The sequence below is a fragment of the uncultured Sunxiuqinia sp. genome (assembly GCF_947495665.1).
Classification (GTDB): Bacteria; Bacteroidota; Bacteroidia; order Bacteroidales; family Prolixibacteraceae; genus Sunxiuqinia; species Sunxiuqinia rutila.
This window is the reverse complement of the sequence record NZ_CANLZV010000006.1, coordinates 182,520-208,839: the sequence shown is the minus strand read 5'-3', so window position 1 is coordinate 208,839 and position 26,320 is coordinate 182,520. Positions and strand designations below refer to the sequence as shown.

The following is a 26,320-nucleotide window of genomic DNA, read 5'->3' as shown; positions in this document are numbered from 1 at the left end:
GAGATATCCGCCAACCAGGCGGTTGTTCTTTTGTGTATCTGTTTGTTGTTGGCAATAAAGTTGGGGTGTTGGGCTTACTCTTCCTCCAGACGGGCTTTCAGATAACCTTCATCCTTTTTTAAGTTAGGAGCCATGGATGCCTCTACAGCCAGCTGATCGCACCGTTCATTCTCGGGAATATTAGCATGTCCCTTCACCCAAATGAAACGAACCTGGTGCAACGAATAAACCTTGAGAAAGCGAGTCCACAAATCAGCGTTCTTTTTGCCTTTGAATCTTTTTTTGACCCAGCCCCAGACCCATTTCTTCTCAACAGCATCTACCACATACTTCGAATCGGAATAAATGGTAACCTGGCAGTTGGAAAACTTTAATGCTTCAAGCGCAACAATAACGGCCAGGAGTTCCATGCGGTTATTGGTGGTTAGTTCAAAGCCTTCCGATAGTTCTTTGCGGTGTTGGCCGGCCAGCAAAACAGCACCATAGCCTCCGGGGCCCGGGTTCCCTCTTGCAGCACCGTCCGTGTATATGGTTACGCGGGGCGAATTTGTCATGATTCAATTGTTTGGGACAAATATACAAATAGAAAGAGGGTGACCTCGTGTGAAGGGCACCCTCTTTCTGGTTTTCGTTGTATTTTTTTTATTTCACAATGGTCATCTCATTGATCAGGTTGGTGGCACCGGCAAATTTATCGATGGTCCACAATACGAAACGAATGTCAACATTGATGCATTTTTGAAGCTCTGGTTCAAAAGCAATGTCTCCACTCATGGCTTCCCAGTTCCCATCAAACGCAACACCAATCAACTCGCCATCGCCGTTGATCACAGGGCTTCCCGAGTTTCCTCCGGTAATGTCGTTGTTTGTGGTAAAGCAAGTGTGCAGCGTTCCGTCTTTATCGGCATATTGTCCGTAGTCTTTGGCAAAGTATAGTTCCTTCAGTTTTGCAGGAACATCAAACTCATCATCACCCGGTACTTCTTTTTCAATGTAGCCTTTTAAGGTGGTGAAGTAGCTGTACTGAACACCATCGCGTGGGATGTAATCGCCTACAGTTCCGTAGGTCAAACGCATGGTTGAGTTGGCATCCGGATAAAATGTTTTGTCTTTGTACATTTCCATCATTCCGGCAACAAACAGTCGGCGGCCAGTAAGCAGGTCTGCTTTGGTTTCACTCATTTTTGATCCCAGTACCGACATCAGGTCAAACACGGCTAAGGCACTTTGGAAAGCCTGATCTTTTTCCAGGGTCTTCAACTTCGGATTATTCAGGAAGTCTTCCAGAGTGGCTTTGTCGGCAAAGACCGTCTTCTCAAACATCTTTTCCGCGTAAGCATTGAAATCACCTTTGTATTTGTTTTTTACTTCCTTGAAGAAAGAAGGATAGTAACCCGGAATGACATTTTCATGGTATACTTCCATTAAGGCAGCAGCCACCTTGGCGTCGGTTCCGGCATTGTAATCTTTAAAATACTCATCCAACTCGGCTCTCAGTTGCTCTGCGTTCGAGGCAATTCGTTCCTGGTTACCTTGCTTTAGTGCCTCGTACAGGCCTTTGGCTCCGTAGCTGAAGTAAAATACTTCGGGGCCGCGTACCATGGTTTCAACCAGGTATTCGTAGGCCGACTCGTCGTTGGTGTTTTCGTAGGCTGACTCAATCAGCTCCAAAGCCTGACCATATTTTGCCTGGCGTTCTTCGGAGGCATTGACCCAGTTGGTAAACTCTTCTTCAATGTTTTTCTTTTTCTCAATAACTTGCAAGGCATTCAACCCCTTGTTTTGGCCAATACTGTATTTGTAGTAGTTGGAGCTGCGGGCATGTTTCGATGCATATTGAATACGCGCTTTTTGACTGGAACCCATGTAAAGTTTCAGGATCTCAAGTTTCTTGGCCCGTGCATTGATTCGTGCCTCATTGGTCTCAGTCATCGTGTAGTTGATGCCGAATGATGATTTATAACGGTTGGTGCTTCCGGGATATCCCATCACCATCGCAAAGTCACCTTTTTCATAGCCTTTCAAAGAGATGGGCAAATGATGACGGGGTTGAAATGGGATGTTGTCTTCCGAGTAGTTGGCAGGCTTGCCATCGGGTCCACAGTAAACGCGGAACAAGGCAAAGTCGCCGGTGTGGCGTGGCCACATCCAGTTGTCGGTGTCGCCACCAAATTTTCCGATTGATTTTGGAGGAGCACCTACCAGACGAACATCGCGGAATGTTTCGTACACAAAAAGGTAATAGCGGTTTCCTTCAAACAAGGATTGAACACGGGCGTCATAGTGTGTATCTTCGGTGGCTTCTTTTTGAATTTCAAATGATTTTCGCTGAATGGCACCATTGCGCTCAGCAAAAGACATCTCCTCTGTTACATCGGCAGTCACCTGGTCAGTTACATCTTCAACCCGCACCAAAAAAGAAACGGTTTTTCCCGGATTAGGCAGTTCTTCGGCTTTGGTTTTAGCCCAAAATCCATCTTGCAAATAATCATGATCGACCGAGCTGTGTGTCTGAATTTCATCGAATCCACAGTGGTGGTTGGTTAGAATTAGTCCTTCGGATGAAATTAATTCACCGGTGCATGAACCACGATCCAGCGCTACAATAGCGTCTTTCAAGCTTGAATTATTGATGGAATAAATTTCTTCAGCCGATAATTCCATTCCCATTTCTTGCATCTCGCCGATATTCAGTTTATGAATCAGCGAAGGCAGCCACATTCCCTCATCTGCGATGGCTGGGCTTTGAATAAGCAGGCAAAGGCCAGCCAATACAACAAAAATCCTCTTCATTCGATATTGTTTAAATAAATTATAATCAGAAAAAATGCAAAGATATTGAACTCCGCCGATGCGCCAAATCAGATTCAACGGCTTAGAGTTTTTTGCAGTTTTATGCTCTATTGGTGGCTCTAACTGGTTTTCCATTACAACTACGAAGATTTTATCCCTTGTTTTAGAAATAGAACTTGATTGGTAAATGGGAAATCCGACGATGGAAGCAGCAGATTATCAGAAGACTCTCGCTGGCTTTAATTTTCCCTATATTTGCAAAGAATTTTTCCGAAAGCTTGTTGTTATTCTGTAATTTTGGCGTTCATTTTGAAATTATTCGTTGAAAATACAACGCGATTTGCTTTTGAAAATCAGAATAGATTATCATAGAAATACCAAACACATGAATATCAGAAAAGTCAGGGTACGATTTGCCCCAAGTCCTACCGGCCCACTGCACATGGGCGGTGTCCGAACAGCCTTGTTTAATTACTTGTTTGCGAAGAAATTTGGTGGCGATTTTTTGCTTCGTATTGAAGATACCGACCAAACCCGCTATGTGCCGGGCGCTGAAGAATACATTATTGAAGCCTTGAATTGGTGTGGCCTCAAGCCTGTTGAAGGCCCCGGAATTGGAGGAGATTTTGGCCCTTACCGCCAAAGTGAGCGTAAAGAGATTTACCGGAAGTATGCTCTACAGTTAATCGAGAGCGGTCATGCTTATTATGCTTTTGATACGCCGCAAGAACTGGATGAGCTGCGCACGAAGGCTGAGGCGAATAAAGAGGTTTTCTCGTATGATTTGCATACCCGCAACGGCCTGAAGAATTCATTGACCTTATCGGCTGAAGAGGTTCAGCAAAAGTTGAGTGCCGGAGAACCGGCTATCATCCGGTTTAAAATGCCGGAAAACACGGATGTGGTTGAAACGGACCTGATTCGTGGTGAGGTGAAATTTAATACCAACCAGTTGGATGATAAAGTGCTTTTTAAAGCCGATGGAATGCCGACTTACCACCTGGCCAATGTGGTGGATGACCATCTGATGCAAATCACACATGTCATTCGTGGGGAAGAGTGGTTGCCATCGATGCCTTTGCACATTCTGCTGTACGAAGCCTTGGGCTGGGCCGAAACACGCCCTCAGTTTGCGCATTTGCCATTGATTTTGAAACCGACCGGAAAAGGAAAATTGAGTAAACGCGATGGCGATAAAATGGGCTTTCCGGTATTCCCCTTGTTTTGGAAAGATCCTAAAACGGGCGATATCTCACGCGGCTATCGGGAAGATGGTTATTTCCCCGAAGCGTTTGTAAACCTGTTGGCGCTGCTGGGCTGGAATGCCGGAACAGAGCAGGAATTTTTCAGCATGGAAGAATTGATTGAAGCCTTTAGCCTGGAGCGTGTGGTTAAGGCCGGAGCACGGTTTGATCCGGAGAAAGCCAAATGGTTTAATCGCCACTACTTTCAGCAAAAAGATGACGCGGAGTTAGCTGAAGCTTTTAAGCCGGTATTGGCAGAGAAAGGCATTGCTGTAAGCGATGAGTTACTGGTGAAAGTTGTTGGCATGGTTAAGGAGCGCTGCGAATTTGTTGCCGATTTGTGGGAGCAGGCCAATTACTTTTTCGTTGCACCTGAAAGCTATGACGAGAAAACAGTGAAGAAAAAGTGGAAAGAAGATACGCCTGAAAAAATGCAGGAAATTGTGACTGTCTTCAATTCGGTCGAAAGCTGGGAAGCTGCTGCCATCAAAGAAGCCTTTTCAGCATTTATGAATGACAAAGGTTGGGGATTTGGTGTTGTGATGGTGCCAATCCGTCTGGCTTTGGTTGGAACGAGTGCAGGAGCCGATCTGTTTGATATTTGCGAAGTGATCGGTAAAGAAGAAACCATCAGTCGGATTCAAAAAGCGGTGGCGCAGATTGGATAGATTAAAGCAGTTAACGCTAGCTATATAGTTACTGAAACCCGGGTTGAAAAGCCCGGGTTTTTTTTTATGCATGAGTCTGGAAAACAGCGTACCTTTATTTAAAGATTAAATAATTGTATGGTTAGACTAAAAACGTCTTAAAGTCGAAAATATTTATTCTCTTTGTAGAAGAAAATAATTAAACAGGAAAACAAGTCATATTAAAATCAATTGAAAATGATGAAACCACGTGTTTTTTGGTGCTTTGTTTTTATGGCCTGTTTGGTGCAGCTAAAGTCATATGCTCAAACTTCCAATGTAAAAGTGCTTACTTTTTCGGAGGTATATGACCAGATGATGGGCAATAGCCACGTTTTGAAGCAGGCCGAATACCAAGTGAACGAGAAAGCAGCAGAGTTGAAAGCTGCTAAGGGTTTGCGGGCACCTAAAGTTAGTCTTACAGGATCAGCGATTCAAATGTCAGATCCATTGCATTTGGATTTAACACCTGTGCGCGATGCAATTACACCACTTTATTCTGCCTTGGGCAACTTTGGAAACTTCTCGGGAGTTCCAAACCCCGACCCAGGTACCAATCAGTTCATGCCGATTTTACCCGATGATATGAGTACCGCAGCCATGCGGGCAAAATTATTGGAAGGCTTGGATCATGTAAATGCAGCAGAATGGGATCAAATGATTCAGGAAAAGCAGTTTGCTTCGTTGAGTGCCTCGGTAGTTTGGCCCTTGTTTACCGGCGGGAAGATTAATGCCGCCAATGAAGCAGCCCGCATTCATGAGGAAGAAGCAGGTTTGCAGAAAGAACAAAAGCAGGCTGAATTGTTAAGTGAATTGGTAACTCGTTATTACGGTTTGGTGCTGTCGCGCGAAGCCGAAAAAGTTCGGGAACAGGTGCTTGATGCCATGGAAAAGCATTTGTACGATGCCGAAAAATTAACCGAAGAGGGGCAAATTGCTCAAGTTGAAAAGTTGCATGCCGAAGTGGCTAAGGCCGATGCCGAGCGTGAACTTCAAAAAGCCCGTCGCCAGTCGCTAATCATTGAGCGCTCCCTTCAGAATACGCTTGCCATGGAACCTACAGAATCAATTGTTCCGGCTAATCGCTTGTTTATTTTAAGCGAAGTTGGTGAAGAGAGTCAGTTTGTTGAATTAGCGAAAACAAACAGCCCGTTATTGAAACAGGTTGATTCGAAGAAGGAATTAAGCAAAACCGGGGTGAAACTGGAAAAGAGTGATTACATGCCAACGGTTGCCTTGACCGGAATGTACGATATTGCAAACAAAGATTTATCGCCATACGTACCCGAATGGTTAGTCGGTGTTGGGGTGAAATGGACCTTATTTGACGGGGTGTCTCGTACCCGGAAAGTACAAGCTGCAAAACATCGGGTTAGCCAAGTGGAAGAGGCTGGACTGAAAGCCGAAGATGATATTGAGACCGTGATTCGTAAATTACATCAACAGTTGAGTATGCAATTGGAGCAGCACGAGAGTCTGAAGAAATCCTTGACGTTTGCCGAAGCCTATTTGGAAAGTAAAGACCGGGCTTTTCACGAAGGCTTGGCCACTTCATCAGATGTGGTTGATGCCCGCTTGCTGGTTGCCAAGTTTAAAATTGAACAGTTGCAAGCGATGTATCAGTACGATGTTGCTTTGGCCGGCTTGATGCAAATTTGCGGTGTGCCAGCACAGTTCAATAACTACCTGACCAGCGATTTGGTCATTACTCAATCTATTGACTAGCAATTAAATTGAAAAACGAAAAAAAGAAAACATGAATAAGACGAGAAATTTTATCATTGGCCTGTTTTTTACAGCTTTGTTAATTTTTGTCCTGTATACCACTTGGTTGATTACACGGCCTGTTCCTTTGGAAATTCAAGGTGAGATTGAAGCCACTCAATTTCGGGTTGCCTCAAAAATTCCGGGACGAATCGATGCCATTGCCGTTCGCAAAGGACAGCAGGTACAAAAAGGTGACTTTTTATTCTCGATTAAGAGTCCGGAGATTGAAGCTAAACTTCAACAGGCAACTGCTGCCCGCAGTGCTGCCGAAGCGCAAAGTATGAAAGCACAGCACGGTGCACAAAAAGAAGATATTCAGGCGGCGTACAGCACCTATTTGAAGGCAGAGGCTGCTGCTCGCTTATATGAAAAGACGTTTGAGCGGGTTTCGAATTTGTTTGAAGCCGGGGTTGTTCCTGAGCAGAAGAAAGATGAAGCTGAAACCCAGATGGAAGCTTCCCGTGAAACAGCAAATGCAGCAAAAGCCATTTGGGAGAAAGCTCGCAAAGGGGCCCGCAATGAGGATAAAAAAGCTGCAGAGGCTTTGGTCGCTCAAGCTGAAGGAGCCATTGCCGAGGTGGAATCGTACTTGAGCGAAACACAAATTAGCGCTCCCGCAAAAGGGGAGATTTCAAACATCATTTCGGAAGAAGGTGAACTTGTGCCAACTGGTTTTCCGATAGTGACCATTCACGATTTATCGGATAGTTGGGCAACTTTCTTCATTCGCGAAGATTTGATGGCTGATATTCGTTTGGGAAGCGAGATCAAAGCAACGGTGCCGGCGCTTGGAGATCAGGAAATGACCTTCAAAATTAACTACATCAGTTCATTGGCCGACTTTGCCAGTTGGACATCAACCAAAGCATCGGGTGGTTTCGATATGAAATCATTCGAAATCCATGCCGTACCTACAAAAGCAGTGGATGGCCTGCGTCCGGGGATGAGTGTTTTAATCAACTGGAAACAATTTAAGAAGCAGTAAGGTATGAACCAGAAAGAGCAAACGGGCTTTTTTCGCAGGAATCCTTTTTTTAGGGTGCTCTTTCGGGAAATCGACCGGATGAGCAGTTCCTTTATCTACTTGTTTATCACCTTGCTGGGGCCGCTGATTGCCTTCATCTTACTGTTGGCCATTTTCAACGAAGGCGTTCCCCGCAATTTGTCGGTAGCACTGGTCGATCAGGATAACTCGGCCTTGTCTCGGAAGATGGGCATGTGGATTGATGCTGCTCCGGAAGCCGAAATTACCATGCGCCTGCCTAATTTGGCGGAGGCTTACCAGCGAATGGAGACCGGTCATGTTGATGCCGTTGTGGTCATTCCCGAGGAAACGGAAAAGAATATTCTGAAGGGCGTACAGCAACAAATTCCGGTTTTTATCAATAATTCAAATATTCTGAAAGGAGGCTACCTGCAAAAAGGAATTTATAAAACCCTGGCAACCATGTCGGGAGGAATTAAAGTTCAGGTAGCCATGAAACATGGCTTGTCGGAGAAACAGGCGTTGGCGAAAGCACAGCCCGTGAGGCTGCATCAGCATGTGCTGTTTAATCCGTTTGGAAACTATGCCTATTTCTTGTTGACGGCTTTGTTGCCGCTGATGGTGGTGGTGTTTACTTTGTTGAGCACTGTTTATGCGGTTGGAACAGAAGTGCGGGATGGTACCGGACCTGAATGGCTGGAGCATTCCGGAGGGAGTATTATTGTTGGGGTAGCCGGAAAACTGCTGCCTTACACCTTGCTGTTTAGCGTTCTTGCAACGGTGATGAACGTCATTCTGTTTGTGCAGATGGGAACGCCGTTACGAGGCGAATTTATGCTGATCGTATTGGGCGAGTTACTCCTGATTCTGGCTTATCAGTTTTTGGGAATTCTGCTTGTTGCAGTAACCAGCAATTTGCGCTTGTCGTTATCCTTGGGAAGTGCTTATTCCATGATGGCTTTGACTTTCTCAGGATTAACCTTTCCTCAGTTTGCCATGCCGGTAATTGCGAAAGCGTTTACCTGGCTTTTCCCGTTTACCTACTGGGTGAAGTTGTTTATTTCTCAAGCGATACGGGGAGAAGCAGCTGTTTTGGGAGTTCGCTATTTGGCAATCATTCCGTTGTTTGTTCTGTTGTCCGTGGCTTTGTTTCCCCGGCTGAAGCGCATCCTTCAGAATGAAAAATTCTGGGGAAAAGTATAGGCTTTAAATTCGAAGTGTTTTAGGGGCTGAAGTTTGGGCTCTAAATTTTTAGAAATGAAAACAATCGTAACAAAAATAAGGACCGGTATTCGCATGACGGGAGAGTTCTATCAGGATGAAATGAAAGCCATTCTGAAAGACCAGGGAGCGCTGCTTATTTTGTTGGGGGCAATTATCATTTATTCGTTGATTTATGCCTATGCCTACAAAATGGAAGTTGTGCGGGAGATTGATACCGTAGTGATTGATTTGGATCGTAGTTCTTCGAGCCGCCAGCTGGTGCGCATGATCGATGGCACCGAAGAAGCGAATATCAGTCTTTCAGCAACCAGCATGCAAGAAGCCAAGGAACTTTTTTATGAAGATGACCAAGTTGGCGGGATTGTCCTGATCCCTTCTGGATTTGAAAAGGATTTGCTGGAGGGAGTTCAAACTGATGTGTCGGTGTATGCTGATGGTAGTTATTTCTTAATCTATCGACAGCTGGTTGGAGCTGCCGTAAAGTCGGTGGGTACCTTTTCGGCCGGTGTTGAAATCAAGCGCTTGATGGCTGAAGGAAAAACCTACGAACAGGCCATGGCTGCCCGCGATCCGTTATCCGCTGATTTGCATTTTTGGTTCAACTCCTCTTCGGGCTATGGCAGCTTTGTCATGCCCGGCTTGATTTTGATTATTCTGCAGCAAACCTTGCTGATTGGAATTGGAATGATTGGAGGAACCAGCAAAGAAAAGAACCGGCATAGTTTTCAAGTACCTGTGGCTTTAAGGCGGGGAGGTGTTTTTCCCTTGCTGCTTGGAAAAGGCCTGAGCTACCTGACCATTTACAGCATCAATTGCGTGTTTACGATGGTGTTGCTGCATCATTGGTTTGATTATCCGAACCGCGGCAGTTACCTGCATGTGATGGCGTTGACTGTGCTGTTTTTGCTTGCCGTTATTTTTATGGGAATTACTTTTTCGGTGCTTTTCAAAAAGCGCGAATCATCCATTTTACTGATGGTTTTCCTGTCGCCCATTGTATTGTTTTTGAGTGGAATTAGCTGGCCGGCCGCTTCAATTCCTCCGTTCCTGTACAAACTGGCCCATGTGTTTCCATCAACCATTATGGTTCCGGCTTACTTACGAATACGCAATCTTGGCGTGGAGTTGTCCAGCGTTCAGCACGAATACTTTTTGCTGTTGATTCAGGTTGGTTTTTACTTTGCAACGGCCGCTTTGGCTTTGTATGTCGAAACAAGGCGTAACCGGAAGTTAGAAGCTAGCGCAAAAAATACAACTGACACAGTTTAATGAACACTACTTATTTCTACGCTGCGGGAGAAGAAAGTTAGCTGTCAATTTTCATTTCTACGCTGCGCGAAGCGAAAATTAGCTGTCAGTTTTCATCTCTACGCAACGAGAAGTAAAAGTTAGCTGCCGATTTTCATTTCTACGCAACGAGAAATAAAAGCTGGCTGCCGATTTTCATTTCTACAATGCGAGAAGTAAAAGCTGGCTGTCAGTTTTCATCGCTACACAACGAGACGTAAAAGTTAGCTATCAGTTTTCATTTCTACAGCGCGAGAAATAAAAGCTGGCTGCCGATTTTCATTTCTACACTGCGCGAAATGAAAATTTCCTGCCTCTGTTTCGGTTGCGGCAGCTCTTCATGCCGGAACTGTTGCTACTTCTGGGCGCTATTCAATCACCTTTTCATTATGACTGTTGACAAACAGCATCGAATCGATGTTGGTGAAACCCTGGAACAGCGGTGTGCCCTGGTGTTTGAGGTGGTCGCCCCGGAAACCCAAAATAACCAGCCCGGCATCGGCCGAGCGCTGGTTGATCATCTCCTGGATGCTTACGTTCTCCTGTTCTTCCAAAAACTCAATGTTTTTGAGCGTAATGGGCAGGCGTCCGCGTATAATTAAATCCTGCAGATGGGCCTTGGTTTTTTCGATCTCTCCTGGTTTCGAAATGTCAAAAATCTTGATGGCACTCTTTTTCCAGTCCGGGTGCGCATAAATAATGAAGCTAAGCAGAATCATCAGGTTGGCGTTGAACTCATCGCTTCGTTTCAGCCACAAATGAATGTCCTTGTCCGAATCAATCGGGTCCAGTCCGGTCCGGAGAATCAGCACATCAAAATTCCCGGCATTCACCAGTCCGTAATTTTCAATAATTCGTTTCAAGCCATCTTCATCGTTGATGTTGTTATCAAAAATGAGCATGTTGTTGTCCAACCCGGTAATTCCCGGAAGCTGCACGGCCTGAGCAATGGCCGAGGTATACGAGGGCGAAATCATGGTATCGACATACACCTGACTCTCAATTTTTCCAAATTGAAGGATCAGCTTATCCAGCGTGGCCTTGGCTTCTTTGTTCGAAGCTTTTGAAAAGTAGCCATGAATGAGATGGATGTAGGTGCCAAAGCCATACTTGTACGAAATCCAGTTCAGCAGGTGGAAGGCCTCTTTGCGTTCAAAGGTCTTGTCGGAAATGCAAATGCAGCTGGGCCGCCATTCCGAATAAGAGGTGCGCTTACGGGCATTTTGCAGGTAAACCTGTAAGTTGCGGTTGAGCTGAAAAATGGCATTGATAAAGATAATTTCCAAACCTTTCCGGTCCCGGTGATAATGGTTAATCAGGAGGTAAATAATGGTCATGGCCAGCAAGGAAATAAAGGCATACAGCGCATCAATTTTGAACATGACAAACAAGGCAACCACAAAGCCAATGAGTGAGAAATACCAGCGCGACTTAAACGACGGACGGTAGGACGGTGAAGATCCAAAATGGTTGAGGAATGAAATCAAACACAAGGAACCGTAAGTGACCATGAAAAACATAGAGATAATACCGGCAACAACATCCACATTGCCGAGGGCCACAAAAACAAAAGCAATCAAAATGGTTACCAGGGTAGCATTGATCGGTTCGCCCTTCTTGCGGTCGCTCATTCTTAAAAAGGCGTTTACCTTGATTCCCGGAAAAGACCGGTCGGTGGCCAAGGCTTGCAAGGTTCGGGGAGCCACCATGATGGAACCAATGGCCGATGACAAGGTGGAAGCCGCCAGCCCAATGGGGATAATAATGCTGCCGCCCAAGGCAATGTCTCCCATGATTAATTGCTGTTCAATCAAATCGGTTGAATTGGCTGAAGAGGCCAGTTTCCAGGCAATAAACAAGTAGATGATCATGCCGGAAAAAGTGGCGAGCGTGGTTCCCAACGGAATCGATTTGGATGGGTTTTTCAGTTCGCCCGACAGCCCGACTCCTGCAGTCATACCGGTAAATGCCGGGAAGATAATGGCAAACACGATGAAAAACTGATTCATGTTCCGCATTTCGGCTGAGAAAATCGAAAAGGTATTGGCCTCGTAATAATCAGTTGTTCCGGCAAAAAACAGGATTATGGCCAAGGCCAGGATGCCGACAATGATATACAGTGTTTTAACCCCCATGGCGGCTCCTTTTTTCAAAATTAGAAAGGATAGCGCAGCCATAGCCGGAAGGCTGATGGCTTGCCGGGGAAGCGTAAAATCGTAATTTACCTTCAGGTAGTTAAACAGGAACTCAAAAGACTCGGTAAAGGCGATGACATAAAAGGCGACACTAATGGCTTGCGACAGGTAAAGGGCGATGCCCACTGTGGCGCCAATATTCAAGCCAAACGAACGGGAAATGATGAAGTATTCGCCGCCGCCTTCCACCCGTTTGTTGGTGGCAATTTCAGAAATGGCCAAGGCTGTGGGGATGGTTACCAAGTGTCCCAATAGGACGATTAAAACAACCCCCCAAAAGCCAAGCGTGCCCACGCCATAGCCAAATCGTAAAAATAGAATGGCTCCGAGAATGGTAGAGATTGCTGTGAAAAACACCGGAGCAGTACCGAATTCTTTTTTTGAAACTGTCATAATTTAGTTGTTTGAATCGATAACAAAGCAAGGCTTGTTTTGATGTTTAGCCGTCCAATTTTATGTCTTCCTGCCGTTTCTTATTTTAGCATGCAAGATATTAAATTGAGGATTGTGTTGAGGTACTTCGATCAAAAAAAAATGAATGCCTTTTTTCTGATCATTGACTATTTGGTGTGTTGATTATGTGTTTTTTACGCGAATAGAAATAAGTTTTCTGCTGGCTTAAGTCGTCGTAGTTATAAATTTCCTTGTCAGGATGAAGCCTGTAGAAGGCCAGCATGGCGATATCGCCGGCACAAAACAGCGAGTGAATGCACATGAGGCTAATGAAAAAGTACGCCCAGGCGCTGGACCAAAAAAGCAGAACCCCCAGGATACTAAGTCCTTTGACAAGCCAAAAGGGAGTAAGGGCCACAAATCGGAAAGTGGAGAAATCAATCACTTCCTTGTCCACTCCGGCGTAGAATATGAATTTGCTCCAGATGGCGCCAAATTGTACCCTCCCTGTTCCCTTTAAGCGGTAGGCAGCAGCATGAATCAGTTCGTGCAGCACAATCAGTAGCGTGAATGCAAAAAGCAGGGCCAGCCCCATTTTGGCCAGCGGTTGGCTTAGCCCGTGCGTGTAGTTGATGATGGCTTTGGCCAGAAGAAATACATACAGGGCAATCATGCTGATTTGGTAGATCGAATAGAGCCGGATCAGGTGCCTTTCGCGCGAAATCTGTTCAAAAATGAACTGCTTAATATGATGATGGTCAATTTCGGCCAGCAGCTCGAATTGCTCCGGATCTTTTAAGTCGTTGGGGGTGAATTGGTGTTTCATTTGGTTTGATCTTTCAGAATGACAACAAAGGCCTTGATTGAAATTAAGCGGCTCAGAAAGGCATAGGCAACGCCTGATAGCAGCAGCAGCGCAAAGCCCAGCAGCCGGTCGTTAAGGAAAAGGCTTGCTTTGGCCGCTAAAATACAAAACAAAACAAAGCCCAGAAGTTTCAGCAGTAACAGGTAATCCACCTTAAACTGAAACAACCGGGTGGCAATAACTACCTGCGCCATGGCTGTTAGCAGCTGGGTAGTCAGGCTGGCATAAGCTGACCCGAGAGCCTGAAGCTGCGGTATGAGCAGCAGGTTGAGGCTGACGTTTAAAACCACGCCTGCCAAAGCCATTTGGTTTAGTTGTTTCAGGCTGCCGTTGGCTGTTAGCAGCGTGCCGAAAATGTAGGTGGTGGCAATCCCGGTAAATCCGGTCATCAGGATACCCAGCAAAGGGGCCGACAGTTCAATGTGTTCGTGATAGAGCAGGCTCATAATGGGCTGCGCGTAAAAGATGGAGGCTACAGCCACCAGAATGGCTGGGACAATGAGCAATCGGAAAGCAAATTGTACCAATGGCGAGGGGTTTTCTCCTTGCTTAATCATTCGGGCGAAAATGGGGAGCAGCAAACCGGCAAACAAGGCCCCGAACATGGCCAAGGCATCCAGCAGCCGGAAGGCCTGCGCGTAAATGCCTGCCTGTTCTTTTCCCAGCGAACCGGGAAGCAGGCGCTCCAGCAGGACCGAGTCAATCCGGTTGTAAAACGCCATCAGTAAAATGAGCAGCGCATAAGGAAAGCTTTGTTTCAGCGTTAGGCGGATGTTGTGCCAGTCCAGCCTCATCCGGAAGGTGCCGGCGTAATGCAACACCGTCAGGTAGGTGATGATGGCTGTGAGGACATAGGCCGCGGTTTGCGCATAAACAAACCAGCTGATTGAAAAAGTTTCGGCCAGCCTGGGCGTGAACAACAGTAGGCTGCAAAACACGATCATCAGGCTTCGGTCAAGCACCGAAAGCAGGCTGTCGGTACGAAACAGGTGTAAGCCGCTGATATTGGAACGCAGGTACAGGGTAAACGAAATCAAAAACTGGTTAAAAATCAGAAACAGCAGCAAGTGAAGCTGAAGCTTGTTGTAGCCAATGAGCGCAGCGGTAAGCAAGCAGACCACGGCGTAAACCACCGCCAGCAAAAATTTCACCCCAACAATATTGGTAAGCGATTTTTTTAGCAAATGACTGTTTTGGGCAATGTTCCGGTTGTTGAAATTGGTAATTCCCAAGTCGAGCAGGATATTCAGCAGCAGCGAAAAATTCAGCAAGGAAAAGTACAGGCCATAGCTTTCGGCACCCACCATATTCTGCACGGTTCGGTCAATTCCGAAAATCCAGAAAGGCTTGATCAGAAGATTCAGAAAGAGCAGCAGAATTAAATTGGTAACAAACTTGCGTTTCAACGGCCGTTTTCTTTAGCGGATTAATTGGCTTAAAAATAATCAAATTTTAGGCAGACTTTGTACATTTGGCTTAGCTTATTCAAAACACCGGGAGCCGGCGGAAAACCTTTGGTGAGTGACTCGGGCTTCAGGCTGGTTAACCAAATTCAGGCAGACCAGATAAAATCAGCAGAGCAACACTGGAAATAAACAACGAAGAATGATCATTGCGGTAAACACACGCTTGTTACAAAAGGATAAACTGGAAGGAATTGGCTGGTTTATATTCGAAACGCTGGCCCGGATTACGCGGAATCATCCCGAGCACCAGTTTCTTTTTTTGTTTGACCGGCCCTACAGCAAGGAGTTTGTTTTCTCTGAAAATGTTACTCCCGTAGTGGTTTCGCCGCCTACGCGTCATCCCCTGCTTTGGTGGTTTTGGTTTGAATGTCGCATCCCCCGGGTGCTGAAAAAATACAAGGCCGACCTGTTTGTGTCGCCGGATGGTTATTTGTCGTTGCGCACGGGAGTCAAGCAACTGGCGGTTATTCATGATTTGAACTTTGTGCATCGCCCGCAGGATTTACCTTGGCTGATGGCACGCTATTACAATTATTTTTTTCCGAAATTTGCACGGCGTGCCAAACGGTTGGCCACGGTTTCCAGGTATTCCAAGGAAGACCTTCAGCAAACTTACGGAATTGCCTCTGACTTGATTGATGTGGTTTACAATGGTGTTAACCCGCTGTATGCCCCAACTTCTGAAAAAGAGAAACAGAAAACGCGGCAGCGCTTTACGGCTGGCGAACCCTTCTTTTTGTATGTGGGGTCCTTGCATTCGCGTAAGAATCTGGATGGCCTATTGTTGGCCTATGAAGCTTTTCGCAAGTCCGGAAAGTCCAAAGTTAAGCTGGTTATTGCCGGGCAACTGATGTTTAGCTCCAGAAGGTTTACTCAGGTTTACGGAAGCATGCAGTTTCAGGAAGGTGTGATTTTCACCGGGCGACTGTCGGTTGACGATTTGCATCAGGTGTTGGGGGCGGCACTGGCATTGGTTTTTGTGCCTCACTTTGAGGGGTTTGGTATTCCTGTGCTGGAAGGGATGCGTGCCGGAATTCCGGTTATTTGCTCCAACACCAGCTCCCTGCCTGAGGTAGGAGGTGATGCTGTGCTGTATGTCGATCCTGCTCAGCCTCGCCAGTTGGCAGAGGCAATGCACCTACTGGTTGATGATGCGGATTTGCGGGCGGAGCTGGTGACGAAAGGACAACAGCAACAAGCTTTGTTTAGCTGGGACAAGACGGCGGAAAGTTTGTGGGAAAGTATTCGGCTTTGTTTGAAGTCCTGAGTAAGGAGCCGTTAGAATTGGGATGAAAACCGGGATTTAAAGGGGAAGCCCCGAAATTTTAAAAATTGAGATTTGAAAAAGACACCAATAAAATTAGAATTGTTTTTGAAAGAAGGTCGGGTGGAAGCTGGCTGTGATGAGGCGGGGCGTGGTTGCCTGGCCGGGCCGGTATTTGCTGCGGCTGTAATTTTGCCGGCTGACTTTCAGTGCGACTTACTGAATGATTCCAAGAAATTGACCGAAAAGCAACGCTACCAGCTTCGGCCTGTTATTGAAGAGCAGGCTTTGGCCTATGGAGTAGGGGTCGTTAGCAACGAGGAAGTGGATGAGATTAATGTGTTGAATGCTTCGTTTTTGGCTATGCACCGGGCGGTGAAGCTGCTGAAAGTGAAACCCGAACACCTCTTGATTGATGGTAACCGTTTTAAGCCATATTCCGGCATTTCACACGACTGCATTGTTAAGGGCGATGGCAAATTTTTAGCTATTGCGGCGGCATCGGTATTGGCTAAAACCTATCGCGACGATTATATGAATGAGCTGGATGAAGCATTTCCGGTTTACCAATGGCGCAAGAACAAAGGATACCCCACGAAAGTGCATCGTCAGGCTATTCAGCAGCACGGGCCTACGCCCTATCATCGGATGAGCTTTCGCCTGCTGGATGAACAATTGAAGCTGGAACTGTAATCAGCGAGCTTAAATGGTGGAAAATGGCCGTGTATCCTGCCTTTTATCACTTTTTATTTTAGCCTTATTTAATTACTTTGGACTGTATTTTCTGATGGATTCCGGCACTGCTTGTTCGTGCAACCAGTGTCACTAGAAACAAGTTGATACTCAAATACTCAAATACTCAAAACATGTACGGGAAAATTAAACAAGATTTACAGCAATCTCTCGAAGAATTAAAAGAGCAGGGATTGTATAAAACCGAACGTATTATCACTTCATCTCAAAGCTCAAGCATTGAGGTTGGTTCCGACAAGCAAGTGTTGAACTTTTGTGCCAACAACTACCTTGGTCTGGCGAATCATCCGGAAGTGGTAAAAGCTGCTCAGGATGTGATGAATGACTGGGGCTTCGGTCTTTCTTCGGTTCGTTTTATTTGCGGAACACAAGCCATTCACAAGGAACTGGAGCAAAAAACATCTGAATTTTTAGGAACGGAAGATACCATTTTGTATTGTGCCGCTTTTGACGCTAACGGTGGTGTGTTTGAACCGCTGCTGGGGCCTGATTCTGCCATTATTTCGGATGAACTGAACCACGCTTCCATTATTGACGGAGTACGCTTGTGTAAAGCCCAGCGCTTTCGCTACAAGCACTCTAACATGGAAGAGCTGGAGCAATGCCTGATCGACAGCCAGTCGGCGAAATATCGTGTGGTGGTTACTGACGGCGTATTCTCGATGGATGGAGATTTGGCCAAGTTGCCCGAGATTGTAGAATTGTGTGAGAAGTACGATGCCTTGGTCATGGTGGATGATTCACATGCTTCAGGCTACATTGGTGCTACCGGACGGGGTACAGCCGAACATTTTGGCTTGCTGGGTAAGATCGATATTATTACCACAACCTTCGGAAAAGCGCTTGGCGGTGGTAACGGAGGTTGTACTTCAGGCCGTAAAGAAATTATTGAGATGTTGCGTCAGCGCTCGCGTCCTTATTTGTTCTCCAATACCTTATCACCAGCAACCGTTGGGGCGACTTTGAAGGTGCTGGAGATGCTGACTGCTTCTTCGGACCTGCAAAACCGGACGATGAAAAATGCTGACCGTTTCCGTGGTAAAATGGAAGCTGCCGGCTTTGACCTGGTGAAAGGCGAAACAGCAATTGTGCCAGTGATGTTGTACGATGCCCCTTTGGCTGTAAAATTTGCCGATAAATTGCTGGAAGAAGGCATTTACGTGATTGGCTTTGTTTACCCAGTTGTGCCTAAAGGAAAGGCACGCATCCGGGTACAACTGTCCGCTGCTCATACCGAAGCACAAATTGATCAGGCTGTTGAGGCCTTTATCAAAGTAGGAAAAGAGCTGAAAGTGATTTAAGAAAAACTTCTTTACAATAGATGGGCTCCACCGGTGAAAACGTGTGGAGCCCTTTTTGTTTTTAAAGAGGAGCTTTTCCAATGGCCGAAAGCTTTTCATTGATCTCGAATACACGCCCACGGATATTCGAATAGCCCCACTGGGCAAGCCTTTCGGAGTGTTTTGCCAGGTACTTTTCGGCATTTTCCCTGGTGTCAAACAGGTAGACACCTCCGGCAATTTCATCTTTCTCGCTCTCTGTCCATATTTTCCAAATACAACCGGGTTCTTTCATGATACTTTGTGCAAGTTCAGTCATCTGACTGGCCATTGCATCTCCCCAAAGTTCTTTATGAGGAAAATCAACACACATAATCACTGCCATAATAATTCATTTTATCGTTGTTAAAAAGAAGGATTGTTAAGTGTTCGTGAAACGACAAGAGAACAAAAACCTTGCAATGAAGTTTAATGCAACTCTCCGTATTTTCGTAAATGGAAGTTAGCGATCAGTGCTTGAGGCTTTTTGTTTTGAAATGAAACTTTTCGGCTTTAACGTGTTCGGAAGGAATTGTGAAGTTTTGGTATCGGTTGGGGGTGGCGGTTGCCTGTGTTGGCTTTTTGAAGAAGGCTATTTAGATGCGTTTCTAGCACTGGAAAACTGCTTTGAGAATTTGAAGATAACCAGCAATAGCCAACTTCCCGGAGGTTAAGCATACCTCCGGGAAGATGAGTTTGTATTAAAAAAGTAAGGGTGAGTTGTTCGTTTCATAGGTCTTGGCAGAAACGTAATTACCATTGGCTTCCGGCTGGAAGGGAATGTCGAGGATTTGTATCCGGTGTTCGCCTTTCCAGTTTGTGTAAGTCAGTTCCTCTCCAATCTTCCCTAAGAAAATAGCAACACCTAATGCCGAGAACAGCGAAACCCTGTTTTCTCTGACATTATCAAACGTGGGATAGACCAGTTTGATGCTATAGGTAAGTATCGGGTTAATCTGCCTCAGCGTTACAACCGAGTTCATCGTAACAATGTTGGAAGGCAATTCATGAGGTTGGACAATTTGAGCTGAAAGGAGCTTCTTCTTGACCAACTGAATGCTTTCCGAACGGGATGAATAGGTGCTTTCGATTGAATTGACGAGGGGCATGATTTTGTTGAAGTCAACAATTGATACCAGCATCGGCTCTATCTCTTTTTGCGTTTAACAACTTTTTCGTCCTCCTTTTTTAGCTTCTTTTCAAGCCTTCGTTCTTTCAAACTTTTTTTCGGTTCTTTCAAATTACCTTTTGCCATGATTTTAATTTTTAAGGTTAATAAAAACAAGACATATTGTAAAGAGTAAACCGTCGTTTATACGGTATACTCGCCTTGAGACTCTGGTTGATATAAAATGCTTTTGATTTCCATTTTCTTAATTCCTTTCGGAACATTAAAGGAAATTGTATCTCCGGCTTTGTAGCCTAAAAGTGCGCTGCCCATGGGCGACAGAACGCTAATTTTACCGTTCTTCAGGTTCGCCTCTTCGGGGTAAACCAGTTGAAAAGTCATGACCCTCTTCGTATCCGGGTCAAGGACCTCTACCTTTGAATTCATAGTAACATAATCCGATGCGATGGCTTTGGATTCAACTTTGGCCGCCCGGTTAATTTCTTCGGTTAAGAAGGGTAAGTTTCTGACTTCGATCGCTTGAAGTTTCTTTTCTGAAAGCGTGAGTTTGCTCAAACGGGCAAAATCCAATTCCGTGATTGTAATTTGTTTATCCATAGGTATAAAAGATTAATTGTTGTTTAACGAAAAAAATAGTCTGATTGGGGTTGTTAGGAAGATTACCTGAACAACCGTGAAGTGCTGAAGTCTGATTGGTAGCTGCCTTCAAGAAGTGAACCTTTCTGACTCCGCATGGAGGCAAGTGACAGCCGGTGCTGCTGCCGGGCATGGAGTTTGTCTTCCAGCAGATCACGGGGCATCAGGCCATAAGAATCCTGTGTACGGAGCATTGGGTAATGCCCGTCCCAAAACGAAGTCTTATGTAATGTCAGGTTCCTAATCATTTTACTTTTGCAATGCCATCATTTTGGTTGCTTTTTGAGGCAACCAATTGGGCGCATAAAAAAACGGATACGACCCAAAAGCATCGCATCCGATGTAAATGTAAGTAATATTTTTGTATTTTCACACAAATTTTAGTGGATGAAAAATAAATACGCGCTTTTTAAGCAGCTGATTGATTTATTCGAAGAGTATGAGCAGGGAGAGGAACACATGGATTTGCTTGGGTTTTCGCGCTGGATGATTGGTCGGTTGGAAGAGGAACCAGAGCTAAATCAAAAAGTCGCATCGAAGAAAAAGATTCCCCAGGATGGGGCTTCAACCTCTTTTTTGCTGGAGTTGAATGAAAAAGCCCGTTTTTTGGAAATTATTTCCCGCATGGCCCGCTACCATGAATTTTACACCCGAAAGGCTCTGAAAGACCTCATTATAAATACCCGCCTCGAATTTTTATTTCTCCAGTCTATTGACCAGATGGAAAAAGCGAAAAAAACGGATCTCATCAATACTTATCATTTGGAATACACCACCGGCATGGATACGATCCGGCGACTGAAGAACAATGGTTTGCTGGATGAAAAGCAGGACGAGTCAGATAAACGGGCCAAATTGTTGTTGCTTACAGAGAAAGGTAAGCAGGTTTTGAGACAGTCGATCAAGCGAATTAAGGATGAGAACACCTTGTTTTTTGCGGCCATCAGCGAAAATAAGTGGAAGAAAGTCTTGCCTGTTTTGGAGGAGATTGATGTATTTCATGATGAGGTTTATCAAAATCATGGCGATAAACCCTTCGCAGAAATTTCGAACCTGATGGATTCGCTCAAGCACTACCGGAAATAGCTGTCGTCTGATCGTTCTAAGAACCTGTTGGCAGAAAAGAAAAAATCCGATTTGTATCTGCAAGTCGGATTTTTGAAATGTGTAAATATCACTAGTTTATAGTTCAATGATCTCGCCATTGTAGAAGTCCAGAATCTTGGTGCGGAAAATGTAGTCGTATTTGGCTTGTGCCAGGTCGCTTTTCGCCTTGGCCAGGTTGTTTTTCGATTGGTTGTACTCCACTGAGTTAACCATGCCAACATTGAATTTTTCTTCCGTATAACGGAAAGCTTCTTGCATGGATTCTACCGCTTTGTTGCTGGCCATGTATTTCTTCAGGGCGGCCAGGGCATTGGTGTAGGCTTGTTCAATTTCTTTGCGCAACACGTTCTTGGTGCTTTGCAATTCCAGCTCTTGGTTCAACACCTGCAATTCGGCATTTTTAATTTGGGTTCGAACCTGTCCTTTGCTAAAAATAGGAATGCGCATGTTGACCCCTACGCCATAACGTTCGTTATTTTTTAGCTGGTCATTAAATGAAATCTTATCTCCAACTAAATCTTCATACTTGTTATTGTACGAGTTGTAGTAGTCGGCGCCAAACGAAACAGACGGGTACAAGCTGCCCTTGGCAATGGCCACCTGTTCTTTCGAACTTCCCAACCGGTATTCGGCGCTTTTCACTTCAGGGCGAATATTGACGGCATTGCGAAAAACCTGCATTGAGTTGAGCAGAGTTCCGTTGGCTTTAACAACGGGTAACACCGGTTCTGCAATTTTAAACTGCTCGGTGGAGGGCAATTCCAGCAACTGGTACAAATTTAAGTAGGCCAGTTGAAGGCTGTTCTGCTGATTCACCAGGTTGAGTTCTTCGCCGGCCAGCTGTGCCTCTATTTCCAGAAGGCTGCCTTTGGCCAGGCTGCCGGCATCCACCAGCTTACGGGTGCGTTCAATCTGCAGCTTGGTCACCTCCATCTGATCTTCGGCAACCTGTACCAACTCTTCGGCAAATAAAATTTCGAGGTATGACGCGGCAATAAAAAGCATGATGTCGTCTTTGGCTTTTTGCAGGTCGGCCAGGCTGGCCTTTAAATCAAGGTTAGCTTTGTCGATGCTGTTTTGCAGCGTAAAACCATTCCATAGCGTCACGTTGGCGCTTAGGTTGCCATTGGTTTGGTTCGAGTTGTAGTTGGCATAAGTATTATCGTATTGCAGCGTCCGCCCAAAATTGAAGCTGTTGGATAAGCCTCCGCTGACCGAAGGCAACAGGTTTTTTTTGGCTTGTTTCAGTTCGTTGCCGTAATAGTCGGTATTGATGCTTTGCTGCTGAATTTGAATGTTGTTTTCGAGCGCATAGTTAATGCACTTTTGCAGGTCCCAAGTTTCCTGAGCATTGATTGTTCCGGAGAATACAAATAGCATTAAGAACGCAAGCGGAAATAGATGTTTCATAGTTGTTCTTTTTATGTTTTGAACGGAGCTAATTTAATCATTCGTTTGTAATTACGCCGGATTAGCCCTGGTTATTTTTGTCTTCTTTCAGCTTTTTAGGGTCAATTTTTTCGCCTTTTACTTTCTCTTCTTTCGTTAATCCTGAAACCACTTCAATGTTGATTCCATCAGAAATACCGGTTTCTACTTTTCGTTTTTCAAATACCTGTTCTTCTTCATTGATCAACACTTCCACAAAGGCCGAGTCATTTTCAAACTTAAGCATGCCTTCCGGAATGACTAAAACGCTGTCTTTGCGCTCCAATACAATGCTGGCGTTGGCGCTGTATCCGGCCCGGATAAACTGGTTGTCTTTCAGCGAAACGTCGGCTTTAATTTCAAACTGAATGGCTCCGTTTTCTTCTTTTCCCTTGGGTGAAATGTACTCAAGTATGGCCTGAAATTTTTCTTTTTCAATGGCGCCAATTTCCAGTTCAATGGGCATGCCCTCTTTAATTTTGCCAACTTCGGTTTCATCCACTTTCCCTTCAAAAATCATGTCCTGCATGTCGGCAATAGCGGCAATGGTGGTACCCTCGTTAAACGTGTTGGATTGAATAACGGAGTTGCCTTCTTCAACCGGAACATCGAGCACCATGCCATCAATGGTAGAGCGAACAAGAGTATTGGTGGCAGTTTTCGCTTTTTTGGTCACACCGTTTTTAATCAGCTCAAGGTTATTCTCGGCAGCGGCCAATTCCTCTTTGGCCGAGTCGTAAGCCACTTTGGCATTTTTAAATTCTTCGTAGGAAATCACATCGGTGTCGAATAATTTTTGCTGACGTTGATAATCAATTTTGGCATCTTCAAAATTGATGTTTGCCCGGTTCAGGCGTGATTCGGCCGCATTGAGGTTAACCATGTCGGGGATGATTTTGATTTTGGCAATCACTTGGTCTTTTTTTACAAAGTCGCCGGCCAAAATGTAAATTTCATCAATGATACCCGAAACCTGGGGTTTAATTTCAATTTCCTGACGTGGCACCACCGATCCGGTGGCCACCGTTTTCCGGATAACATTGCTGACAAAGGGTGTTTTGGTTTCAAAAACATCCGGTTGTTTTTTTGATTTGGTGTAGAGGAAGTAAATCGTACCTCCAAAAATGCCTACGATGAGGACTATTCCTAAAATTCTGAAAATCTTTTTCATGGTGTTGGTTTTATTATTGTTTCTGTTTCAATGTTCTTTGAGTTTTTATTTTCAAGTATTTCCTGTTTTTAGCCTTCATCGCGCAGGGCATCAATAGGTTTTATTCTGATGGCTCGTCGTGCAGGAATAAAACCGGCAAAAGCACCAGCAAAAACCAGAACGGCTAAGGCTGACAAGGCCATGCTAAGGTTAACTTCCGGATTGCGGAAAAAGACCTCATCGCCGGCAGCCAGCAATATCTGGTTCAGTACTTCGAGCAGGCCAACGCCGAGCGAAAGGCCAACATAGCCGGCCATCACGGTCAGGAAGACACTTTCGGCAATGATGTGTAACATGATTTTTGCCGGAGTGGCACCAATGGCTCGCTGGATACCGATTTCCTGGGTTCGCTCCTTAATAATCACGAGCATGATGTTGCTCACACCAATCACGCCTGCCATGAGTGTTCCGATACCAACAATCCAGGTCAGGGCCTGAATGCCGAAAAACAGCATGGAGAACTTTTTAAACTCGGCTTCAATGTTGAATGAGCCAATGGCCTGCATGTCATCGGGGGCAATTTTGTGGCGTTCTTTCAAAATCCGTTTGAGCTTTTCTTCCAAGGCGCTAACACTGGTTCCACGGTTGGCAGTAACCGAAAAAAAGTGAATCTCATCGCCATAGTTGTAAGCGGTTTGCATAGTTGAAAACGGGATGATGATGGTTTCTTCTTTTTTACCGCCCCCAATATTGATCCGTGTTTCGGGATGAATGACCCCCACCACCTGGAAATAGACGCCACTGATTTTGAGGTACTGTCCGATGGGATCTTCCTCTTTATCAAACATCACTTCTTCCACGCGTTCGCCAATGACGCAAACTTTCCGTTTTTGGCGAACGTCAATTTCGTTCATCAGCCGGCCTTTTACCGGTGTCCATCCATCAATTTTGAAGTAATCGGGGTAATCGCCAAAGATGTTGAAGGCGCCGGTTCGTTCTCCGCGAACGGTATTGTCGCCGTTTTGTTGCCAACCAAAAAGCCGGGGGGACAAGTACTCAATTTCGGATACATTCTGACGGATGTATTCAATGTCCTGGTTGTTGTATATCCAGCGTCGTCCGCGTTGAAAGCCTTCGTAGGGAACACTGGTGCGTTCGGTCCAGAAAAAGGCCGAGTTGGTGGCAAAGGCTTTGACCCCTTCCATTACACCGTTTTCCAATGCGCGTCCGGCTCCCGACATGATGATAAGCATGAAAATACCCCAAAATACGCCAAAGGCGGTCATGAAACTGCGCAGACGGTTTTGCCGGAGGGCACTTAATATTTCTTTCCAAAGATCAAGATCTAACATGGTGCTGATTTTTTGAAGTTATTCGTCGCGCAGGGCAACAATTGGTTTGATGCTGGCGGCCCGTTTCGCCGGGATATAACCGGCCAGGGTTCCGGCAACGACCAGCAAGATGGTGGCCGACAGGGCTACGCCAAAGTCAACCGTAGGATTTAAAAATACGGTTTCTCCGCGCTGTGCTGCTTCCCCTGCGGATTGGATCATGGCATAATTAATCAGTTCCATCAATCCGGTTCCCAGAACTAATCCGATGTATCCGGCCACTGTGGTAATTAAGATGGATTCGAGTAAAATTAACCCAATGACCGAGGAGGGACTGGCACCAATGGCTTTTCGAATACCAATTTCTTTGGTTCGCTCTTTCACTACAATCAGCATAATGTTACTAACACCAACAATGCCGGCAATGAGGGTTCCAATACCAATAATCCAGATGAAGATTTTGATGGCCTGAAAAATCCGCATGGTCTGAATGTAGTTTTCCAGCTTGTTGTACATGCCCATCGCACTTTCATCGGTCACGTCAAAACGGTGTTTGCGGGCAAAGGTGTTTCGGATACGGTCTTCAATAGCCTGGCTCTCTTCCAGCGTTTGCCCATTGATGGTGATGGCGAAATTATGCAGCCGGTTGGAACCGTTAAAAACCTTCTGAGCAGTGGAGACGGGCATGTAAGCATTGCGGTTTCGGGTGGATTCAGGCTCAATGCAAACCCCGACGACCTTGAAAGGCACCTTATTGATTTTAACGTATTCGCCCAATGCTTCTTTTTCCTTAAAAAGTGCTGTGTGAATATCTTTTCCGAGGACAACCACCTTCCGGGTTTGAAGAATGTCAACATCGTTGATGAAGCGGCCTTCCAGCAAGACCATATTGTCAACGTCATTCAGTTCGGGGTGGCAGGTTACGGTGGTGTATTCGCCTGACTCTCTTCCATAGGAATAGCGGGTGTTGCCCATGTAATAGCGGCCGGATGCCGTTTCCACGCCGGGAATGTTGGTGATAACGTCGTAGTCATCGTTGTGAAATTGAATGGGGCGCCCGGGTTTTAGTCCTTGGTGGGCAATGGTGGTTTCGCCGGTCCAGATCCACATGGCATTCACGGCATCATTCATGAAATTACTGGCCACACCATTGCTGAGTCCATTGCCGGAACCCAGCAAAATCATCAGCATAAAAATTCCCCAGGCGACAGAAAAGCCGGTAAGGAAGGTGCGCATCTTGTTTTTTTTGATGGTTGACAGGATTTCCTGCCATTTATCGAGATCGAACATGGTCAGGA

The 26,320-nt window shown here is 45.5% G+C and carries 22 protein-coding genes; 9 read left to right on the top strand and 13 right to left on the bottom strand.

Features of this window, described 5'->3' with window-relative positions:
- Positions 1-74 precede the first annotated feature (74 nt).
- Positions 75-554, bottom strand: a complete 480-nt coding sequence (gene rnhA / locus Q1A18_RS09830; RefSeq protein WP_299578996.1) for a ribonuclease HI — start codon at positions 552-554, stop codon at positions 75-77.
- 88 nt (positions 555-642) lie between these two features.
- On the bottom strand, positions 643-2,793 hold the full coding sequence (locus Q1A18_RS09825) for a S46 family peptidase (RefSeq protein WP_299578994.1): 2,151 nt from the start codon (positions 2,791-2,793) through the stop codon (positions 643-645).
- Between the two features lie 385 nt (positions 2,794-3,178).
- Here Q1A18_RS09825 and gltX point away from each other — a divergent pair, with 385 nt between their 5' ends.
- The 5 genes from gltX (at position 3,179) to Q1A18_RS09800 (ending at position 9,968) form a co-directional block, all read left to right on the top strand.
- Positions 3,179-4,705 carry a glutamate--tRNA ligase gene (gene gltX, locus Q1A18_RS09820; RefSeq protein ID WP_299578992.1) on the top strand — a complete coding sequence of 509 codons (1,527 nt, stop codon included), beginning with the start codon at positions 3,179-3,181 and terminating at the stop codon, positions 4,703-4,705.
- Between the two features lie 216 nt (positions 4,706-4,921).
- Positions 4,922-6,448 (top strand): TolC family protein, encoded by a 1,527-nt coding sequence (locus tag Q1A18_RS09815; RefSeq protein ID WP_299578990.1) that lies wholly within the window; start codon positions 4,922-4,924, stop codon positions 6,446-6,448.
- A gap of 31 nt (positions 6,449-6,479) precedes the next feature.
- Positions 6,480-7,475: an efflux RND transporter periplasmic adaptor subunit gene (locus Q1A18_RS09810; RefSeq protein ID WP_299578989.1), complete on the top strand. Its 996-nt coding sequence runs from the start codon at positions 6,480-6,482 to the stop codon at positions 7,473-7,475.
- A gap of 3 nt (positions 7,476-7,478) precedes the next feature.
- Positions 7,479-8,678 carry an ABC transporter permease gene (locus Q1A18_RS09805; RefSeq protein WP_299578988.1) on the top strand — a complete coding sequence of 400 codons (1,200 nt, stop codon included), beginning with the start codon at positions 7,479-7,481 and terminating at the stop codon, positions 8,676-8,678.
- A gap of 54 nt (positions 8,679-8,732) precedes the next feature.
- Positions 8,733-9,968, top strand: coding sequence for an ABC transporter permease (locus Q1A18_RS09800; RefSeq protein WP_299578987.1), 1,236 nt, complete (start codon positions 8,733-8,735; stop codon positions 9,966-9,968).
- Between the two features lie 386 nt (positions 9,969-10,354).
- Here the strand turns inward: Q1A18_RS09800 and Q1A18_RS09795 are convergent, their stop codons facing one another.
- The 3 genes from Q1A18_RS09795 to Q1A18_RS09785 form a co-directional block, all read right to left on the bottom strand.
- Positions 10,355-12,574 carry an amino acid permease gene (locus tag Q1A18_RS09795; RefSeq protein ID WP_299578986.1) on the bottom strand — a complete coding sequence of 740 codons (2,220 nt, stop codon included), beginning with the start codon at positions 12,572-12,574 and terminating at the stop codon, positions 10,355-10,357.
- A 160-nt stretch (positions 12,575-12,734) separates the two neighbouring features.
- Positions 12,735-13,400 carry a DUF3267 domain-containing protein gene (locus Q1A18_RS09790; protein WP_299578985.1) on the bottom strand — a complete coding sequence of 222 codons (666 nt, stop codon included), beginning with the start codon at positions 13,398-13,400 and terminating at the stop codon, positions 12,735-12,737.
- Positions 13,397-14,845: an oligosaccharide flippase family protein gene (locus Q1A18_RS09785; protein WP_299578984.1), complete on the bottom strand. Its 1,449-nt coding sequence runs from the start codon at positions 14,843-14,845 to the stop codon at positions 13,397-13,399. Before Q1A18_RS09785 ends, Q1A18_RS09790 begins: the two co-directional genes overlap by 4 nt.
- A 199-nt stretch (positions 14,846-15,044) precedes the next feature.
- Here Q1A18_RS09785 and Q1A18_RS09780 point away from each other — a divergent pair, with 199 nt between their 5' ends.
- The 3 genes from Q1A18_RS09780 (at position 15,045) to kbl (ending at position 18,223) form a co-directional block, all read left to right on the top strand.
- Positions 15,045-16,172: a glycosyltransferase family 1 protein gene (locus tag Q1A18_RS09780; protein ID WP_299578983.1), complete on the top strand. Its 1,128-nt coding sequence runs from the start codon at positions 15,045-15,047 to the stop codon at positions 16,170-16,172.
- A 72-nt stretch (positions 16,173-16,244) separates the two neighbouring features.
- Complete coding sequence (locus tag Q1A18_RS09775; RefSeq protein WP_299578982.1) at positions 16,245-16,862, top strand: ribonuclease HII; 618 nt, start codon at positions 16,245-16,247, stop codon at positions 16,860-16,862.
- A gap of 173 nt (positions 16,863-17,035) precedes the next feature.
- On the top strand, positions 17,036-18,223 hold the full coding sequence (gene kbl, locus Q1A18_RS09770) for a glycine C-acetyltransferase (RefSeq protein WP_299578981.1): 1,188 nt from the start codon (positions 17,036-17,038) through the stop codon (positions 18,221-18,223).
- A gap of 61 nt (positions 18,224-18,284) precedes the next feature.
- On the opposite strand, the gene Q1A18_RS09765 is transcribed toward kbl, so the two are convergent.
- The 4 genes from Q1A18_RS09765 to Q1A18_RS09750 all read right to left on the bottom strand — a co-directional run bounded on the left by Q1A18_RS09765 (position 18,285) and on the right by Q1A18_RS09750 (position 20,254).
- Entirely contained in the window at positions 18,285-18,587 is a 303-nt protein-coding gene (locus Q1A18_RS09765) for a monooxygenase (protein WP_299578980.1), read from the bottom strand.
- Positions 18,588-18,942: 355 nt separating this feature from the next.
- Positions 18,943-19,383, bottom strand: a complete 441-nt coding sequence (locus tag Q1A18_RS09760; RefSeq protein WP_299578979.1) for a GreA/GreB family elongation factor — start codon at positions 19,381-19,383, stop codon at positions 18,943-18,945.
- A 170-nt stretch (positions 19,384-19,553) separates the two neighbouring features.
- On the bottom strand, positions 19,554-19,967 hold the full coding sequence (locus Q1A18_RS09755) for a GreA/GreB family elongation factor (protein ID WP_299578978.1): 414 nt from the start codon (positions 19,965-19,967) through the stop codon (positions 19,554-19,556).
- 62 nt (positions 19,968-20,029) lie between these two features.
- The gene (locus Q1A18_RS09750; protein ID WP_299578977.1) at positions 20,030-20,254 is read right to left on the bottom strand and encodes a hypothetical protein; all 225 of its coding nucleotides are present in this window, start codon (positions 20,252-20,254) and stop codon (positions 20,030-20,032) included.
- Positions 20,255-20,393: 139 nt separating this feature from the next.
- Between Q1A18_RS09750 and Q1A18_RS09745 the strand changes: the two genes are divergently transcribed.
- Positions 20,394-21,092, top strand: coding sequence for a MarR family winged helix-turn-helix transcriptional regulator (locus Q1A18_RS09745; RefSeq protein WP_299578976.1), 699 nt, complete (start codon positions 20,394-20,396; stop codon positions 21,090-21,092).
- Positions 21,093-21,188: 96 nt separating this feature from the next.
- On the opposite strand, the gene Q1A18_RS09740 is transcribed toward Q1A18_RS09745, so the two are convergent.
- The 4 genes from Q1A18_RS09740 to Q1A18_RS09725 all read right to left on the bottom strand — a co-directional run bounded on the left by Q1A18_RS09740 (position 21,189) and on the right by Q1A18_RS09725 (position 26,312).
- Positions 21,189-22,523, bottom strand: coding sequence for a TolC family protein (locus Q1A18_RS09740; RefSeq protein WP_299578975.1), 1,335 nt, complete (start codon positions 22,521-22,523; stop codon positions 21,189-21,191).
- Between the two features lie 61 nt (positions 22,524-22,584).
- Positions 22,585-23,712 (bottom strand): efflux RND transporter periplasmic adaptor subunit, encoded by a 1,128-nt coding sequence (locus Q1A18_RS09735; protein WP_299578974.1) that lies wholly within the window; start codon positions 23,710-23,712, stop codon positions 22,585-22,587.
- A gap of 68 nt (positions 23,713-23,780) precedes the next feature.
- A complete protein-coding gene (locus tag Q1A18_RS09730) occupies positions 23,781-25,043 on the bottom strand; it encodes an ABC transporter permease (RefSeq protein ID WP_299578973.1) in 1,263 nt (420 codons plus the stop codon).
- An 18-nt stretch (positions 25,044-25,061) separates the two neighbouring features.
- Positions 25,062-26,312, bottom strand: a complete 1,251-nt coding sequence (locus Q1A18_RS09725; protein ID WP_299578972.1) for an ABC transporter permease — start codon at positions 26,310-26,312, stop codon at positions 25,062-25,064.
- Between the last annotated feature and the right edge of the window lie 8 nt (positions 26,313-26,320).